At 70.4% G+C, this 15,398-nt stretch carries 14 protein-coding genes and 1 tRNA gene; 8 read left to right on the forward strand and 7 right to left on the reverse strand.

The window, feature by feature from the left end:
- The first annotated feature begins 141 nt into the window (after positions 1-141).
- The gene (locus ACPYOG_RS15195) at positions 142-1,005 is read left to right on the forward strand and encodes a hypothetical protein (protein ID WP_481295019.1); all 864 of its coding nucleotides are present in this window, start codon (positions 142-144) and stop codon (positions 1,003-1,005) included.
- A 447-nt stretch (positions 1,006-1,452) separates the two neighbouring features.
- On the opposite strand, the gene ACPYOG_RS15200 is transcribed toward ACPYOG_RS15195, so the two are convergent.
- Positions 1,453-2,433 carry an aldo/keto reductase gene (locus ACPYOG_RS15200; RefSeq protein WP_481295020.1) on the reverse strand — a complete coding sequence of 327 codons (981 nt, stop codon included), beginning with the start codon at positions 2,431-2,433 and terminating at the stop codon, positions 1,453-1,455.
- Positions 2,434-2,583: 150 nt separating this feature from the next.
- Between ACPYOG_RS15200 and ACPYOG_RS15205 the strand changes: the two genes are divergently transcribed.
- Positions 2,584-3,762 (forward strand): acyl-CoA dehydrogenase family protein, encoded by a 1,179-nt coding sequence (locus tag ACPYOG_RS15205; protein WP_481295021.1) that lies wholly within the window; start codon positions 2,584-2,586, stop codon positions 3,760-3,762.
- A 114-nt stretch (positions 3,763-3,876) separates the two neighbouring features.
- Positions 3,877-4,989 carry an aminopeptidase P family protein gene (locus tag ACPYOG_RS15210; protein WP_481295022.1) on the forward strand — a complete coding sequence of 371 codons (1,113 nt, stop codon included), beginning with the start codon at positions 3,877-3,879 and terminating at the stop codon, positions 4,987-4,989.
- Positions 4,990-5,106: 117 nt separating this feature from the next.
- On the opposite strand, the gene ACPYOG_RS15215 is transcribed toward ACPYOG_RS15210, so the two are convergent.
- Complete coding sequence (locus ACPYOG_RS15215; protein WP_481295023.1) at positions 5,107-5,526, reverse strand: DUF3054 domain-containing protein; 420 nt, start codon at positions 5,524-5,526, stop codon at positions 5,107-5,109.
- Between the two features lie 184 nt (positions 5,527-5,710).
- On the opposite strand from ACPYOG_RS15215, the gene ACPYOG_RS15220 reads away from it, so the two are divergent.
- A complete protein-coding gene (locus ACPYOG_RS15220) occupies positions 5,711-8,689 on the forward strand; it encodes an aminotransferase (protein WP_481295024.1) in 2,979 nt (992 codons plus the stop codon).
- Here ACPYOG_RS15220 and ACPYOG_RS15225 read toward each other — a convergent pair.
- Positions 8,628-9,704 (reverse strand): LysR family transcriptional regulator ArgP, encoded by a 1,077-nt coding sequence (locus ACPYOG_RS15225; protein WP_481295025.1) that lies wholly within the window; start codon positions 9,702-9,704, stop codon positions 8,628-8,630. The genes ACPYOG_RS15220 and ACPYOG_RS15225 overlap by 62 nt on opposite strands.
- A 70-nt stretch (positions 9,705-9,774) precedes the next feature.
- Here ACPYOG_RS15225 and ACPYOG_RS15230 point away from each other — a divergent pair, with 70 nt between their 5' ends.
- Complete coding sequence (locus ACPYOG_RS15230; protein WP_481295026.1) at positions 9,775-10,374, forward strand: LysE/ArgO family amino acid transporter; 600 nt, start codon at positions 9,775-9,777, stop codon at positions 10,372-10,374.
- A gap of 182 nt (positions 10,375-10,556) precedes the next feature.
- Here the strand turns inward: ACPYOG_RS15230 and ACPYOG_RS15235 are convergent.
- From ACPYOG_RS15235 to galU, 4 genes are all read right to left on the reverse strand, one after another.
- Positions 10,557-10,632, reverse strand: a tRNA-Ala gene (locus ACPYOG_RS15235).
- Positions 10,633-10,725: 93 nt separating this feature from the next.
- Positions 10,726-11,850: a hypothetical protein gene (locus tag ACPYOG_RS15240; protein ID WP_481295027.1), complete on the reverse strand. Its 1,125-nt coding sequence runs from the start codon at positions 11,848-11,850 to the stop codon at positions 10,726-10,728.
- A gap of 160 nt (positions 11,851-12,010) precedes the next feature.
- Positions 12,011-12,673, reverse strand: coding sequence for a GNAT family N-acetyltransferase (locus ACPYOG_RS15245; protein WP_481295028.1), 663 nt, complete (start codon positions 12,671-12,673; stop codon positions 12,011-12,013).
- Between the two features lie 22 nt (positions 12,674-12,695).
- Positions 12,696-13,664 carry a UTP--glucose-1-phosphate uridylyltransferase GalU gene (galU, locus tag ACPYOG_RS15250; protein ID WP_481295029.1) on the reverse strand — a complete coding sequence of 323 codons (969 nt, stop codon included), beginning with the start codon at positions 13,662-13,664 and terminating at the stop codon, positions 12,696-12,698.
- 59 nt (positions 13,665-13,723) lie between these two features.
- Here galU and ACPYOG_RS15255 point away from each other — a divergent pair, with 59 nt between their 5' ends.
- From ACPYOG_RS15255 to mscL, 3 genes are read left to right on the forward strand one after another with little or no spacing between them, the layout of a single operon-like run.
- Entirely contained in the window at positions 13,724-14,308 is a 585-nt protein-coding gene (locus ACPYOG_RS15255; protein WP_481295030.1) for a 5-formyltetrahydrofolate cyclo-ligase, read from the forward strand.
- A gap of 35 nt (positions 14,309-14,343) precedes the next feature.
- A complete protein-coding gene (locus ACPYOG_RS15260) occupies positions 14,344-14,751 on the forward strand; it encodes an FmdB family zinc ribbon protein (protein WP_481295031.1) in 408 nt (135 codons plus the stop codon).
- Positions 14,752-14,790: 39 nt separating this feature from the next.
- A complete protein-coding gene (gene mscL, locus ACPYOG_RS15265) occupies positions 14,791-15,228 on the forward strand; it encodes a large-conductance mechanosensitive channel protein MscL (protein ID WP_481295032.1) in 438 nt (145 codons plus the stop codon).
- Positions 15,229-15,398: the final 170 nt, after the last annotated feature.

Here is a 15,398-nt window from a genome sequence, read left to right on the forward strand (position 1 = left end):
TCCGTCGTCGGCAGCGTCAGATGTGTATAAGAGACAGTTGTTGCACCCGACACGCCGTCGGCGGCTGCAACAACGAGCACTTCGGCAAAGGGGCTGTGGATAACGCGCACCATTCGTGGTGAAACCTGGCACCGTGTGCGGATGGAACAGCAACTCGACCGTCCGAACGTCTCGTCCGCACGCCTTCCCCACGGCATCTCGGTGGGTCGGTCGCGCTCGGTCAAGCTCGTCAAGCCCTTCCGCGGCATGCGGATCGAGCGCGATGTCGACAGCACCACCGCGCGCCTCCATGCGTTCGCTGTCCATCGCCGGACCGATTTCGCGTTCAGCCATTCGACCGCCGCCGCGATCTACGGCCTGCCGCTGCCTTCCTGGTCGAGCGAGAGCATCCACGTCACTGTTCCCGCCGGCTGCCGACCGCCTGTGGTCCGCGGATTCGTCGGTCACAGGCTCGCCCACTGGCATACCGTCGAGGTCGCAGGGCTCCCGGTGACCACTCCCGAACAGACCTGGTTGGACTTGGCGACCATGCTCCGCCACGATGACCTCGTCGTCGTGGGCGATCATCTCGTCGGCGGCCCCGATGCCCTCACTGACCGCGAACGTCTCCGGAGAGCGATCTCAGAATCTGCAGGACGCCGTGGAACCGGCCACGCCCGCCTGGCTCTCGAAAGCGTCAGGACCGGCTCCGAGTCGCCCGGTGAAACGCGCCTCCGCCTGATGCTGGTCCACGCCGGACTGCCCGAACCGTCCCTCAACTACCGGATCCTCGACACCCGCGGTTCCTTTGTCGCACGAGCCGACCTCGTCTATCCGGTTGCGAAGCTTGCACTGGAGTACGAGGGGGATGTGCACCGCGTCGATCGCGACGTGTGGCGGAAGGACATCGCTCGCAGGGAGCGCGTCGAGGACCTCGGCTGGCGCATGGTGCGCGTGACCGCCGACGACCTGCATGACCCCGCCGCGCTCGTCGCCCGAGTCCGCCGTCTTCTCCGGACCCGCTGACCGCCGAAGTGCTCGACGTTGCAGCCGACACGCCGCGGGGAGGTGCAACAACGAGCACCTAGACGGAAGGGGACGGAGTCGGCGGTGGGGTGAAGCCGGCGGAGCGGCGGAGCCGACGGAGGGTACGGCGAGGCCGAAAGCGCCGAAATGCTCGAAGTTGCAGCCGACACGCCGCACCGACATGCAACAACGAGCACCTCAGCGGAGGCGACGGAGTCGGCGGTGGGGCGGAGCCGGCGGAGAGGCGGAGCCGGCGGAGGGGCGGAGCCGGCGGAGGGGCGGAGCCGACGGAGGGTCCGGCGAGGCCGAAAGCGCCGAAGTGCTCGAAGATGCAGCCGACACGCCGTGCGGAGGTGCAACAACGAGCACCTCGGCGGAGGGGCGGAGTGGCCGGAGAGGGCGGACTCCCAGCCCGGCGGGACGCGGGCGCGGGGAGCCCGGAGGGCGCTACCAGCGGGGGTGGACGGCGGCGCGGAAGTGCGTGTCGTAGATGCGGTGGACGGCGTCGTCGAAGCCGTCCGGGAGGCGGATGGATGCGGCGGCCGCGTTCGCGCGCGCCTGCTCGGCCGAGCGGGCACCGGGGATGACGGTGGTCACGCCGTCCTGGGCGATCAGCCACGCGATCGCAGCCTGGGCCGGCGTCGCGCCCTCGGGCACGAGCGATGCGAACTCGCGCGCGGCCTTCACGCCCTCCTCGAAGTCGACGCCCGAGAACGTCTCGCCCACATCGAACGCTTCACCATGGCGGTTGTAGGTGCGGTGATCGTCCGCGGCGAACGTGGTCTCCTCGGAGTAGCGGCCACTGAGGAGGCCGGACGCCAACGGCACGCGCGCAATGATCCCCACGCCCGCATCGCGGGCGGCCGGGACGACCCGGTCGAGCGGCTTCAGACGGAACGCGTTCAGGATGATCTGCACCGTGGCCGTGCCGGGGTGCGCGATCGCCGCGAGGGCCTCATCCACGGTCTCGACGCTCACGCCATAGCTCTCGATGGCGCCCTCCGCCACGAGCGTGTCGAGCGCGTCGTAGACCGCGTCGCTGGAGAAGACCGGCGCCGGCGGGCAGTGCAGCTGCACCAGATCGAGGCGGTCGACCCCGAGATTGCGGCGGGAACGATCCGTCCACTCGCGGAACTTCGCCAGCGTGAAGTTGGCAGGATCCTGCGCCTCGCGCCGGCCCATCTTGGTGGCGACGGTCAGCGGCAGTTCGGGATGCTCGCTCACGAACCGGCCGATGATCTGCTCGCTGCGCCCATCCCCGTACACGTCCGCCGTGTCGAAGAACGTCACGCCCGATTCCGCCGCCGCTTCCAGCACGCCGAGCGCGTCGTCGTCGGAGACGTCGCCCCAGTCGGCGCCGAGCTGCCAGGTGCCGAGTCCGACGACCGACACGTCCCGACCGGTTCCACCGAGGATGCGCTGTTCCATGCCGTCAAGCCTATGCCGCTCGCCTCAACGCCCAGCCGGGCACCGGTTGCCGTCGATGTACGCGACGACCTAACCCTCCACAGATACCGGTTCTCCACAGTTCTCAGCGATCCCTGCCGAGCCGGGTCACGCTCCCTTAGTGTGAGGAACGTGACAGAGCACCAGCACTTCCCCCCGGCAAGCGATCCTCTCCCCGACGACCTCCTTTCCCACGTCCACGAGCGTGCTGCGGGCTACGACCGCGACAACCGCTTCTTCACCGAAGACTTCGCAGAGCTGGCCGATGGCGGCTATCTGAAGGCATTGGTCCCGACCGAATTCGGCGGCCTCGGGCTCAGCCTGGAGCAGACCGCTCGTCTCCAGTCGCGTCTGGCTGCGGCTGCACCCGCGACCGCCCTCGCGGTCAACATGCACCTGGTCTGGACCGGGATCGCGAAAACGCTCCGGGACCGCGGCGACGATTCCCTGGAGTTCCTGCTGCGCGAGGCAGGCGCTGGCGAGGTGTTCGGCTTCGGGCTGAGCGAGGCCGGCAACGACCTCGTCCTGTTCGGCTCGACAACGGAGGCTCGACCGGAGCCCGATGGCTCCTACCGCTTCCATGGCCGCAAGATCTTCACGTCCCTCTCTCCGTCATGGACCCGCCTGGGAACGATGGGGCTCGACAGCACGAGCCCGGACGCTCCCAAGATCGTCTACGGCTTCATCGAGCGCACGGGCGGCGGATTCGAGATCCGCGAGGACTGGGACACGCTCGGGATGCGCGCGACGCAGAGCAACACGACCGTCCTCGACGGCGCACGTGCTCCCGCCGACCGCGTGGTGCGCCGTCTCGCTCCCGGTCCGAACGCCGACCCGCTGGTGTTCGCCATCTTTGCGAACTTCGAGATCCTGCTGGCCGCCGTCTACACCGGAATCGGTGCGCGGGCGCTAGAACTCGCCGTCGAGGCGGCGCACCGGCGGACCAGTCTGAAGAACGACGGCCGCACGTATGCGAACGACCCCGACATCCGCTGGCGCGTGGCAGAAGCGGCGATCGAGCAGGACGCACTCCTCCCTCAACTGGATGCGCTGGCTCGGGATGTGGACACGCTCGCCGACCATGGCGGGATGTGGTTCCCGAAGCTCGTCGGGCTGAAGGTCCGAGCCACGGAGACGGCCCGGCGCGTGGTCGACCAGGCAATCCGCGTGTCCGGCGGCTCGACCTTCTTCGCCGGCAGCGAGCTCGGCCGGCTGTACCGGGATGTGCTGGCCGGGATCTTCCATCCGTCCGACGCCGAGTCGGCGCACAACACCGTGGCCAACGCCTGGCTGGGGCCGGTCGAGGAGTAGGGCACGCCAGGGCACCCGAAAGGCACGCGAAACGCACCGAAAGGCACGCGAAACGCACCGAAGGCACGCGAAGGCCACGCCCAAGCAGGAGCCGACACGCAGGCAGGAGCCGACATGCAGGAGATCACCACCCGTCACTTCGCCGAGCGGCTGCAGCGCGGAGCGCAGCACGCGCGCGCGGCGGGCCTCGACGGCCTCATCATCGCGCCGGGGCCCGATCTCGGGTACTTCGCCGACTACCTTCCGGTGGCGACGACGGAACGCATCACGCTGCTGGTGATCCCGGCAGAGGGTGAGCCGGCCATGCTCGTTCCGACGCTCGAGCACGGCGACGCGGCCGGAACGCGGGCCGCCGACGTCATCAGGCTGGTCGACTGGCGGGACGGCGAGGACGAATACGTCCCGGCTGCGGCGCTGTTGCGTCCGGACGGCCGTTACGGCATCTCCGATGCCACCTGGGCGATGCATCTGCTCGGCCTGCAGGAGAAGCTTCCGTCCGCGCGGTTCGGGTCACTTTCGCGCATCCTTCCGATGCTGCGCGCCGTGAAGACCACCGACGAGATCGACCGTCTCGCAGCCGCGGGAGCGGCCGCCGACGCGACGTTCGAGGACGTGCTCTCTCTTGCCTTCGCCGGCCGAACGGAGCTCGAGCTCGCGGCAGAGCTCGACAGGCTGCTGCGCGAGTACGGCCATACCCAGGTCGACTTCACCATCGTGGCCGCCGGCCCGAACGGTGCGGACCCGCATCACTCGCCCGGTGGCCGCACCATCCGGGAGGGCGACATGGTCGTGCTCGACTTCGGCGGTCTCCTCTATGGATACGGTTCGGACACCACCCGCACCGTGCACGTCGGCGAGCCGACGGATGAGGAGCACGAGGTCTACGACGTAGTGAAACGGGCCCAGCAGGAGGCGTTCGAGGCGGTCGCCGTGGGCATCCCGTGCCAGGAGATCGACCGGGTCGCGCGGCGCGTGATCGCGGACGCCGGCTACGGCGAGTACTTCATCCACCGCGTCGGGCATGGGATCGGCGTGACGACGCACGAGCCGCCGTACCTGGTGGAGGGCGAGGAGCATCCCATCGAGGCGGGGATGTGCTTCTCGATCGAGCCGGGCATCTACCTGCCGGGCCGTTTCGGCGTGCGCATCGAGGACATCGTGGTCGCTGAGGAGGATGGAGGACATCGGCTCAACAACACCAGTCACGAGCTGCACCTGGTGCGGTGACGCCCGCGGCCCCAGCTAGACGATCTGCGGTGTCGGCCGCCCTGAGGTGACGCTACCCGCCACAGCCAGACGATCTGCGGGTGTCGGCCGGCGCGAGGTGACGCTCAGCGGCCCCAGCTAGCGAGCGACCTCGTCGACCGCGTCGACCGCGAGGCGCGCATCCGCGACGCTCCGCCTCCGCCGCGCGATCGGCAGCGCGACGAGTCGCCAGCCCACGAGGAACACACCGAGCACGACCGCCGCGACGGCGATGAAGGTCGGCTGGACGCCCTGCCCCGCAGAAGTGCGGATCAGCATCCCGAGCGCCACCGTCATCAGCCAGACCGGGATGCCCGCCCACACGATCGCCAGCGGCCGCCGCCAGGCCCACGTGACGAGCCAGCCGACGATGAGCGCGACCAGGAACGGCCAGAGCGTGCCCACGATGCCGCCGGCATTGTCCGCCTCGCCATGACTGCGCCGCCCAATTAGCACGAAAACCGTCACGAGGGCCGCATCGATGACAAAAGCGATAAGTGCGGTCCTCCAAGGTTTCACGGGCCCCACCGTACGTGGAGCCGCCGAACGTTGCCTGGGCGGGAACCGTGCCGATCCCGGACGTTATCCACAATCGGCAGCCTGTCCACAGATTGCATCCGGGGTCGACACGGCGTCGGACACCCCTCAATAGACTGACCGCAGATTCGAACCGATCCGCCTCTGGCGAGTTCTTGGAGCCCCGTTGCCGAATTCCGACTTCCTCACCCAGCCTGCGCTCCCGCGCCCAGCGGTGGAGCCGGAGCACGCTGCCGCCATCGCTGCGGCGCATTTCGGCCTCGAGGGCCGCATCACCGAGCTCGGCAGCCACCAGGACCGCAACTTCCTCGTCGACACCGGCGCCGACCGCTATGTGCTCAAACTCGCGAATCCCGTGTTCTCCGCCGACGAACTGCGCGCGCAGAATGCGGCCCTCGCCGCGCTGGCCGGGTCAGGCGTCCGCATCCCCGAGGTCGTCCGCTCGCTCAAGGGCGACGAGCTCGTCGGCGTCGACGTGAGCGGGGTGGCGCTCCTCGCCCGCGTCCTCCGCTACCTCGACGGCGAACCCCTCACCGGCGTCGGACGCCCATCTCGCGAGCAGCTGCGGACTCTGGGAACGCTGTCCGGCCGCGTTGCGGGCGGACTGTCCGAGCTCCGGCATCCCGGCCTCGACCGCACCACCCAGTGGGATGCGCGCATCAGCGGAGAGGTGGTAGACCTCCTCCTCGAGCACGTCGCCCAGCCGGCGAAACGCCGCGTGGTCCGCGAGGCGACAGATGCGGCGCTCGCGCGCCTCGAGCCGCTGCGCGAGCGCCTGCGGGTTCAGGCGGTCCATGGCGACGTCACCGACGACAACATCGTGCTCGGCGAGGGCGGCCCGGGGGTCATCGACTTCGGCGACGTCTCCGACGGCTGGCTCGTCGCCGAGCTGGCGGCCACCGTCGCGAGCGCGCTGCACCACCTCCCCGACGAACCCCTCGCCGTGCTGGAGGTGGTGGATGCGTTCAACGCCGAAACCCCGCTGGACGCCGCCGACATCTCCGCCCTCTGGCCGCTCGTCGTCCTGCGCGGAGCGGTGCTGGTGGTCAGCGGCGAGCAGCAGGTCGCTCTCGAGGCGGACAACGCCTACGCGGACGAGAACCGGGCCCACGAGTGGATCGCCTTCGACGTCGCCCGACGATTGGATGCGGACGAGCTGGAGGCGGCCATCCGAGCGCGACTCCGGGGCTCGGGCGAAGTGGGGCGCGTCTCCACCCAGCCCGCGTTCGGACGGCTCGTCTCGGTCGCCAGCACGCCATCCCACCTCACCGACCTGTCCGTCCTCGCCCGCGAGCTCGACGCCGGAGCCTGGTTGCATCCCGACGCCGAGGATGCGGTGCTCGCCCGCACCTCGCGCGAGCAGGGACACGCCCTCACCCGGTACGGGGAGGCCCGCCTGACGCGCGCCCGCATCGACCGCGACCGCCCATCCGCCTCTGTGGCGCTCGCGGTCACCCTCGATGCGCCATCCGGCGTGGAGGTCACCGCTCCGTTCGCCGGCGACCTCTCCTGGACCGGCGCCGCGTGGCTGCTGGCCGGCGACGGTATCGACCTCTGGCTGGACGGGCTGGACCGGCCGCACACCAGCGCCGCCAGTGCGACGAACAGCACCACCAGCACCACCGCCGCGAACAGCGCCACCAGCACCCCCGCCGCGACCAGCGCCGCCGCCCCGAAGACCACCACCGTCGCACCCGGCGAACCCATCGGCACGGCCGCCCGCCTGACGGCTCAGCTGAGCACCCTTCAGGGCCACCGCCCGCCCGCGTTCGTCACACCGACCCTGCCCTTCGCCGTCTGGGCCGCCATCTCACCCGATCCGTCCGACCTCTTCGGCGTCGAGCTCGCAGCCGCCACCGCAGACCCCGAAGCGTCCCTCGCCCGCCGGGACGCCACCTTCGCCGCTGTGCAGGAGCACTACTTCGCGCATCCACCGCTCATCGAGCGCGGCTGGCGCCAGCACCTCGTCGATAGCAGCGCGCAGACCTACGTGGACATGGTGAACAACGTCACCCAGATCGGGCACGGGCATCCACGCCTGGTGGAGGCGGTCCGCGATCAGTGGGCGCGTCTCAACACGAATTCACGATTCCACTACGACGAGCTGTCGCGTTTCACGGAGCGCCTCGTCGAGCTCGCCCCCGACGGCCTGGACACCGTGTTCCTGGTGAACAGCGGCAGCGAGGCGGTGGATCTGGCGCTGCGGCTCGCGCAGGTCCACACGGGACGGCGAATGATCCTCGCCGTGACCGAGGCCTATCACGGCTGGACCATGGCCGCGGATGCGGTCTCGTCGTCGCTCGGCGACAACCCGCGCGCTCTCGAGACCCGCCCGGACTGGGTGAAGCTCGTCGCCGCACCCAACTCCCTGCGCGGCACGCATCGCGGCCCCGACTCGGCCGCCGCCTACCTCGCCGACCTGGATGCCGACCTCGCCGGGCTGGAAGCGTCGGGCACGGACGTCGCCGGTTACATCGCCGAACCCGTGTTCGGCAACGCGGGCGGCCTCATGCTCCCCGACGGATACCTAGCCGGCGTCTACGAGAGGATCCGTGCACGCGGCGGCGTCTGCATCGCCGACGAAGTCCAGGTCGGCTACGGACGGCTCGGCCACTACTTCTGGGGCTCGGAGCAACAGGGAGTCGTTCCGGACGTCATCACCATCGCCAAAGCCATGGGCAACGGCCATCCGCTCGGCGCCATCATCACCCGCCGGGAGATCGCCGAGTCGTTCGCGGCCGAGGGCAACTTCTTCTCCTCCGCGGGCGGCAGCCCGGTGTCGGCCGTCGTCGGCCTGACCGTGCTCGACGTCATGCGCGACGAGGGACTCCAGCAGAACGCGGCCGTCGTGGGCGATCACCTCGCGGCCCGCCTGCGCGAGTTGGGCGAACGGCATCCACTGGTCGGTGCGGTCCACGGCATGGGCCTCTACCTCGGGATGGAGTTGGTGCTCGACCGCGAGACGCTCGAACCCGCCACGGCGAAGACGGCACTGGTGTGCGACGGGATGCTGGCGGAGGGCTGCATCGTCCTGCCCACCGGCGACTATCGGAACGTGCTCAAGATCAAGCCGCCGCTCGGCATCACGCGGGAGAGCGCTGACCGGTTCGTGGACGCGCTCGACCTGGTGCTGGCGACGCTGTAGGGCGGGTCCGGCCGGCGGCAGCGCCCTGCGTTCCGTCCGCGGGAGCGTCTGGGACCCGGCCTGCCGCCGCGCCCGGCGTCCCGTCAGCGGGAGCGCCCGCCGCTCGGCCGGCGGCCGCGCCCGGCGTCCGCCCGGCCGGAGGGCGCAACGTCCGGGCGGCGTCCTCGGCGATCGCCGCCGCAACAGCGTCGAGCGCGGCCGACCGCAGCGACCACTGATGCCAGTACAGCGGCACCTCCGCCACGCGGGTGTCGTCCAGCACGACGAGGCGACCCTCCGCGACGAGGGCGTCGGCCTGGAGGTCGGGCAGCATCCCCCATCCCAGTCCCAGGACGGCCGCGTCGACGAACTGCGTGGAGGCGGGGATGAAGTGACGCGGGGGCTGCGCGCCCGGGGCGAAGGTGTCGAGGTAGCGGTCCTGCAGCGCATCCTTGCGGTCGAACACCAGCATCGGAGCGGCGGCGGCCGCGTGCGGCGTCCATCCCTCCGGGCACCACCGGGTGACGTAGGCAGGACTGGCGGCCGCGCGGTAGACCATGGAGCCGAGTGGATGCGCGACGCAGCCCTGGACGGGTTCCGGGTCGGAGCCGATCGCGGCCATCGCCGTCCCGTCGCGGAGGCGGTCGAGGGTGTGCTCCTGGTCGTCTACGACGAGCTCGAAGGCGATGCCGTCGAGTCGTGCGAGCGCAGGCAGGACCCACGTCGCGAGCGAATCGGCGTTCACGACGAGCGGGACGGGCGTGCTCGCCGAGGAGGCGTCGTCGGCGAGGGCGGCCGTCGCCTCCGCCTCCAACAGGGTCAGCTGCCGCGCCAGCCGCAGGAGGACGGTGCCCGCCTCGGTCGGCTCCACGGGCTTGCTGCGGCGGACGAGCACGCGACCGCTCTGCTGCTCCAGCGCCTTGATCCGCTGGCTGACAGCGGACGGCGTGATGTGGAGGGACGCGGCCGCGACTTCGAACGTTCCGCCGTCGACGACTGCCGCGAGAGTTCGCAGGTGTTCGACGTTCGCGCTCATGAAGCGATGCTAATGCAGCTCAAGAAACCTGAGCTGTACTAAACGGCGAGCGGCCCATAGCGTCGACACCGTGCTCGCAACGTTCCTCACCGGCCTCGGCTCGGCCGCATCCCTCATCGTCGCCATTGGCGCGCAGAATGCGTTCGTGCTCCGGCAGGGTCTCCGCCGCGCGCACGTGCTGCCGATCGTGATCATCTGCGTCGTGAGCGACGCCGCGCTGATCGCCGCGGGCGTCGCCGGGATCGGTGTGCTGGTGAAGAACGCACCTGTTGCGCTCGGGATCGTCCGCTGGGCCGGATTCGCCTTCCTGCTCGGGTATGCCGTGTTCGCCGCCCGCCGCGCGCTGCGGCCGGAATCGTTGACCGCCACCGGTGCCGTCGCCGGCTCGCTCGCGGCGGCGGTCGCGACCTGCCTCGCGATCACCTGGCTCAACCCGCACGTGTACCTCGACACGGTGCTCCTGCTCGGCTCCCTGTCGGCGTCGCACGGCGACCCCGGACGCTGGGTCTTCGGCGCGGGCGCGGCGACGGCGAGCCTGCTCTGGTTCGGGCTGCTGGGCTTCGGCGCGCGCTTCGCCGGGCCCGTCTTCGCGAAGCCGGTCGCGTGGCGGATCCTCGACGGCGGGATCGCCGTGCTCATGCTGGTCCTGGCGATCCTGCTCGTCGTCTGACCGCGCCGAGCTCGTGCGCGCCGCAGCTACGCGGTCGCGGGTGGCCGGCGGACGCGGTGGAGGAACGCCGACGCGGTGGATGGACGTGGCCGCGATGGGACGGACGCGGACGCGGGACGCACCCAGCCGAGGCGGCGCGGAGGAAGCAGAAAGGCCGCCCGATCGGGCGGCCTTTCCGGTGGTGGTGGAGCTAAGGAGATTCGAACTCCTGACCTCTTCGATGCGAACGAAGCGCGCTACCAACTGCGCCATAGCCCCGGGAACTGCTTAGAAAGACTAGCACCCCCGACCGGTCGAGTCGAAATCCGCGAGGGCCGTTGAGAGCATCTCCGACGGCGCCCGGGAACCGCCTCAGCTCGCGGCCCGGCGGCGACGCAGGACGGCGTCCAGGTCCAGGCTGCCGGTGTCGACGTCGTCCAGGACACCCATGCTGGCGTAGCGGCTCAGAGTGGATGCTGCCGCGGAAACCGCAGTCCCACTCCCCGCGATCCCCAGCGACTCCCCCACGCGCCCGACCGCCCTGAGCGGAACCGGCACCGGCGCAGCCGCGCGCTCCGCAGCCTCCGCCGCAGCCGCGGCAGCCTCCGCCGCGGCCGCCTTCCGCTCCAGCTCCGCGCGTGCCGCGGCGCGACGCAGTTCGGCGGCCGCATCCACCGACGCCATCGCGGCCGCCGCCACCGTTCCCGCCGACAGGTGCAACGGCTTCGGCAGCGGACGCGGCGTCCAGCTCTGCCGCAGCCGCTCCTGCACAGGCACATCGTGCTGCGCGTCGTCGTAGAGTTCCGGCGCGACCTGCGAGGTGCGCACGAGCGGCTGCGGACGTGCGGCAGCCCGCTGCGGGCGCGCGAGGCGTCCGAGCATCCATCCGGCGACAGACACGGCGCCGACGGAGGCGGCGACGAGCAGCCACGCACCGGTCTCGAACAGCAGGACGGCGCCCGCGACGAGTCCCATCAGTCCGGCCACGAGGACGAGCGTCGACACCGCACGCGCCCGGCGCAGCCGGCGGCGCCGTTGCGGCGACAGCGCATGCGCGACGGCATCGGTCGTGATTCTGGCGGTCGCGAGCACCCGCGCCCGCTGGGCCGCTGCCGCACGCGAAGCCCGCTCGATCGCGATCGCCTCGGCGGCCGCCTGTTCTGCCTCCTCGGCGGCCCGGCGACGCTCCTCCGCGAGAGCCTGCTCCCGGCGGGCGTGGGCCGCGGCCTCGGCACGGGCGGTTGCAAGAGTCCGCTGCTCGGCCTTGCGGAGGATGCGCTGCTGCTCCGCGACCGTGCGCGCCGTCGCCTCCATCCGCACTTCGTCGGGGAGTTCGCTGGTCTCGGCGAGGATCCGCAGCGTCTGCTGCAGGCGCACGGCGTTCCGCTCGGTCGCCAGGTACTCCCGGCGACGCAGCCACACCGGGACAAGGTAGGCCAGCCACAGCGCGGCAGCTACGGCGACGACGACCCCACCGCCCATCACATCCCCAGTCATGCCTCTACGGTAGGGGCGGCAGGGACCGCGGCCCGGTCAGTCGTGGGGGTGTGTCACCTGATCCAGAGTTCTTTCAGGAGGCTCCGGGTTGGAGGCTCGCTGCACGCAGCCCCGTGCCGGAGGCCGCACGCGCCTACGCCAACGGCGCGAACCCCGACCCTCAGTGCTGGCGCGCGATCGGCAGCGGGACCGCCGCCGCCGCGCGGTCCTCGGCAGGGATCACAGCGGCATCGTCCGGGACGTTGTGGTCCAGCCAACGCCGCAGCACGCCCTGGCTGAGCTCCTCGGACACCAGCCCGAAGCAGAAGTGGTCGCGCCAGTCCCCGTTGATGTGGATGTAGCGCCGGCGCAGGCCCTCGTAGCGGAAGCCGAGCTTCTCGACCACGCGCAGGCTGGGCGCGTTCTCGGGGCGGATGCAGATCTCCATCCGGTGCAGGCCCAGCTGGTAGAAGCAGTAGTCGGTCGCCAGCGCGACCGCCGTCGGCGTGATGTTGCGGCCCGCGAACTCCTCCGCGATCCAGTACCCGATCGTCGCGCTCGACAGCGACCCGTAGGCGATGGAGGAGACGTTCAGCTGGCCGGCGAGCTTGCCATCCCACTCCACGACGAACGGGAGGCCGTGCCCGGCACGCGCGTTGCCGAGCAGCGACCGGATGCTGGCCCGCGTGTCGAACGACCCGGGCGCGTAAGGGCTCGTCGCCTCCCACTGCCGCAGCCAGCGGCGGTTCTCGAGCAGGGACCGCTCCAGGGCGCGGGCATCCCGCAAGCGGATGGGACGTAACCCGACGCGGCCCTCGGTGAGGGTGGGGACCACGAACGCCACAGACTCCTCCTTCGGCCGGCTGTCAGCGGATGCGGTCGGAGAGCGTCTGGATGGGGCCGGTCGGCATCTCCTCGACGAAGTCGATCGGTTCGTCCTCCAGCTCCGCCGCGAACTCGCGCAGCCACGGCCGCAGTTCGGGGCCGAGGTCCTCGCGGTCGACCGCCAGACGGACGATCGCCTTGATGTAGTCGAGCCGGTCGCCGGTGTCGTAGCGGCGGCCGCGGAAGACGATGCCGTACACGCCGCCGGTCCAGTCCGGCGCCTGTGCCATCGACTGCAGGGCATCCGTGAGCTGGATCTCGCCGCCGCGTCCCGGCGCGGTCTGCTCGAGGACATCGAAGACCTCCGGGCGCAGCACGTAGCGGCCGATGACGGCGTAGTTCGAGGGCGCGTGCTCGCGGTCGGGCTTCTCCACGAGGCCCGTGATCCGGACCACGTCCTCCTCGTCGGTCGGCTCGACGGCCGCAGCGCCGTACAGGTGGATGGAGTCGGGGTCGACCTCCAGCAGGGCCACGACCGTGGCGTTGCGCTGCGCCTGGACGTCCAGCATCCGCTTCAGCAGCACATCCCGCGAGTCGATGATGTCGTCACCGAGGAGCACGGCGAACGGCTCGCGTCCGACGTGCATCTTCGCGCGGAGGACCGCGTGGCCGAGCCCCTTCGGGTCGCCCTGGCGCACGTAGTGCATGTCGGCCAGGGCTGTGGAGTAGTTGACCTTCTCGAGCCGGTCGGTGTCGCCCTTCCTGGTGAGGGTCTCCTCCAGCTCCGCGTTGCGGTCGAAATGGTTCTCGAGGGCGTTCTTGTTGCGGCCCGTGATCATGAGGACGTCGTGGAGGCCGGCATCCACCGCTTCCTCGACGACGTACTGGATGGCCGGCTTGTCCACGACCGGAAGCATCTCCTTGGGCATCGCCTTCGTCGCGGGGAGGAACCTGGTTCCGAGGCCGGCGGCGGGGATCACTGCTTTCGTGACGCGGTCGTGATTAGCCATGCCGCCTACAGTATCCGCATTTCATCGGCGCACAGGATGGCATCTCCTAGGATTGCGGTATGGACCCGGACACTGCCGCTCATCGCAAGCGCGCCCTGCGTGCGGAGCTCCGCGAACGCCGGCAGAACCAGACCACGACCGAGCGGGAGACCGCGACAGCGGGAATCACCCGCAACCTCGTCGACCTCGCGACCGACCTCTCCGCCCGCAGCCTCTCGGCCTACCTCTCCACCCCGACGGAGCCGGACACCCGGCCGTTCCTGAACTGGGCTCACGAGCAGGGGATGCGCGTGCTGCTCCCCGTGTCACGCGAGGACGGCCTCCTCGACTGGACCACCGGCGACGGCGAGAGCGAGACGGAGGGGCTGTTCGGGCTCCCCGAGGCGGTCGGCGACCTGCTCGGACCGATCGCGATCAACGACGTCGACCTCATCCTCGTGCCGGCGGCGGCCGTGGATTCGACCGGGATGCGCATGGGCTGGGGTCGCGGCTACTTCGACAAGACACTCGGCAGCATGGAAAAATGTCCCCCGGTGTACGCCGTCGTCTTCGACGGCGAGCTCGTGGACGAGGTGCCGCGCGAGCGTCACGACCAGCCGGTGGATGGCGCGGTCACCCCCACCCGGATCGTCCAGTTCACCTGAGCCCCGCACCACCTGACCCACGCAGCGGAAAGACAATGCCCACTTACTCGTACTCGTGCCGCGACTGCGGCAGCTCCTTCGACATCCAGCAGGCCTTCACCGACGACGCTCTGACGGTGTGCCCGAACTGCGGCGGTTCGCTGCGCAAGGTGTTCGGCACGGTCGGCGTGACCTTCAACGGGTCCGGGTTCTACCGGACGGACTCGCGCGGGGGGACGAAGAAGGCCGGGGCGGAGTCGGGGTCCGGCTCGTCGTCGGGATCGGGGTCATCGTCGGGGTCTGGGTCGTCCTCGTCCGGCTCGGGGTCGTCCTCGTCCGGGTCGGGGTCGTCGTCGTCCGGCTCATCGTCTTCGTCCGGCTCGTCCTCCTCCTCGGGCTCGTCGTCCTCCTCCGGTTCGTCCGGTTCGTCCGGATCGAGCTCGTCCTCCGGTTCCGCCGCCTAGCGGATCCGCGACCACCCCTCCTCCTCGAAAGGATCGGTCTTGCTCAAAGGATTCCGGGAGTTCATCCTCCGCGGTAACGTGATCGACTTGGCTGTCGCGGTCGTGATCGGTGCCGCGTTCACCGCGGTCGTCACCTCGATCGTGACCAACCTCATCAACCCGCTGATCGGCGCCGTCGCCAAGACCCAGGGTCTCGACAAGGCGCTCGTTTTCCCCGTCGGCGACGCGGAGATCAAGTTCGGCGCCGTCCTCGCGGCGATCATCAACTTCCTGATCATCGCCGTGGTCGTCTACTTCGTTTTCGTCTACCCGATCAACCACCTGAAGTCGCGCATGGACCGCCTCCGCAAGAAGGGCGCCGTGGAGCCCGACGCGCCGATCACCGAGCTCGACCTCCTCACCGAGATCCGCGACCTCCTCCGCACGCAGCAGGCGCCGCCCCAGGCCGCGGGCAAGCACGCCGACCCCCTCCCCTAGCCCCCGCGCCCCCACTCCGGCGTCTGCCACGCCCACTCAGCGCGTCCGCCTCGCCTCGCAAGTCCGCCTCCACTCCGCCAGCTCTCGCCGAGGTGCTCGTTGTTGCACCCTCGCACCGCGTGTCGCCTGCAACCTGTCTCTTATACACATCTGACGCTGCCGACGACGGA

It is taken from the genome of Leifsonia sp. HAY1-4F, assembly GCF_056755275.1.

Excerpts from the sequence above, each read along its gene's own strand:
- ACPYOG_RS15195 (WP_481295019.1), top strand. The coding sequence starts at position 142 with ATGGAACAGCAACTCGACCGTCCGAACGTCTCGTCCGCACGCCTTCCC.
- ACPYOG_RS15200 (WP_481295020.1), bottom strand. The coding sequence starts at position 2,433 with ATGGAACAGCGCATCCTCGGTGGAACCGGTCGGGACGTGTCGGTCGTC.
- ACPYOG_RS15210 (WP_481295022.1), top strand. The coding sequence starts at position 3,877 with ATGCAGGAGATCACCACCCGTCACTTCGCCGAGCGGCTGCAGCGCGGA.
- ACPYOG_RS15225 (WP_481295025.1), bottom strand. The coding sequence starts at position 9,704 with ATGAGCGCGAACGTCGAACACCTGCGAACTCTCGCGGCAGTCGTCGAC.
- ACPYOG_RS15240 (WP_481295027.1), bottom strand. The coding sequence starts at position 11,850 with ATGACTGGGGATGTGATGGGCGGTGGGGTCGTCGTCGCCGTAGCTGCC.
- galU (WP_481295029.1), bottom strand. The coding sequence starts at position 13,664 with ATGGCTAATCACGACCGCGTCACGAAAGCAGTGATCCCCGCCGCCGGC.
- ACPYOG_RS15255 (WP_481295030.1), top strand. The coding sequence starts at position 13,724 with ATGGACCCGGACACTGCCGCTCATCGCAAGCGCGCCCTGCGTGCGGAG.
- ACPYOG_RS15260 (WP_481295031.1), top strand. The coding sequence starts at position 14,344 with ATGCCCACTTACTCGTACTCGTGCCGCGACTGCGGCAGCTCCTTCGAC.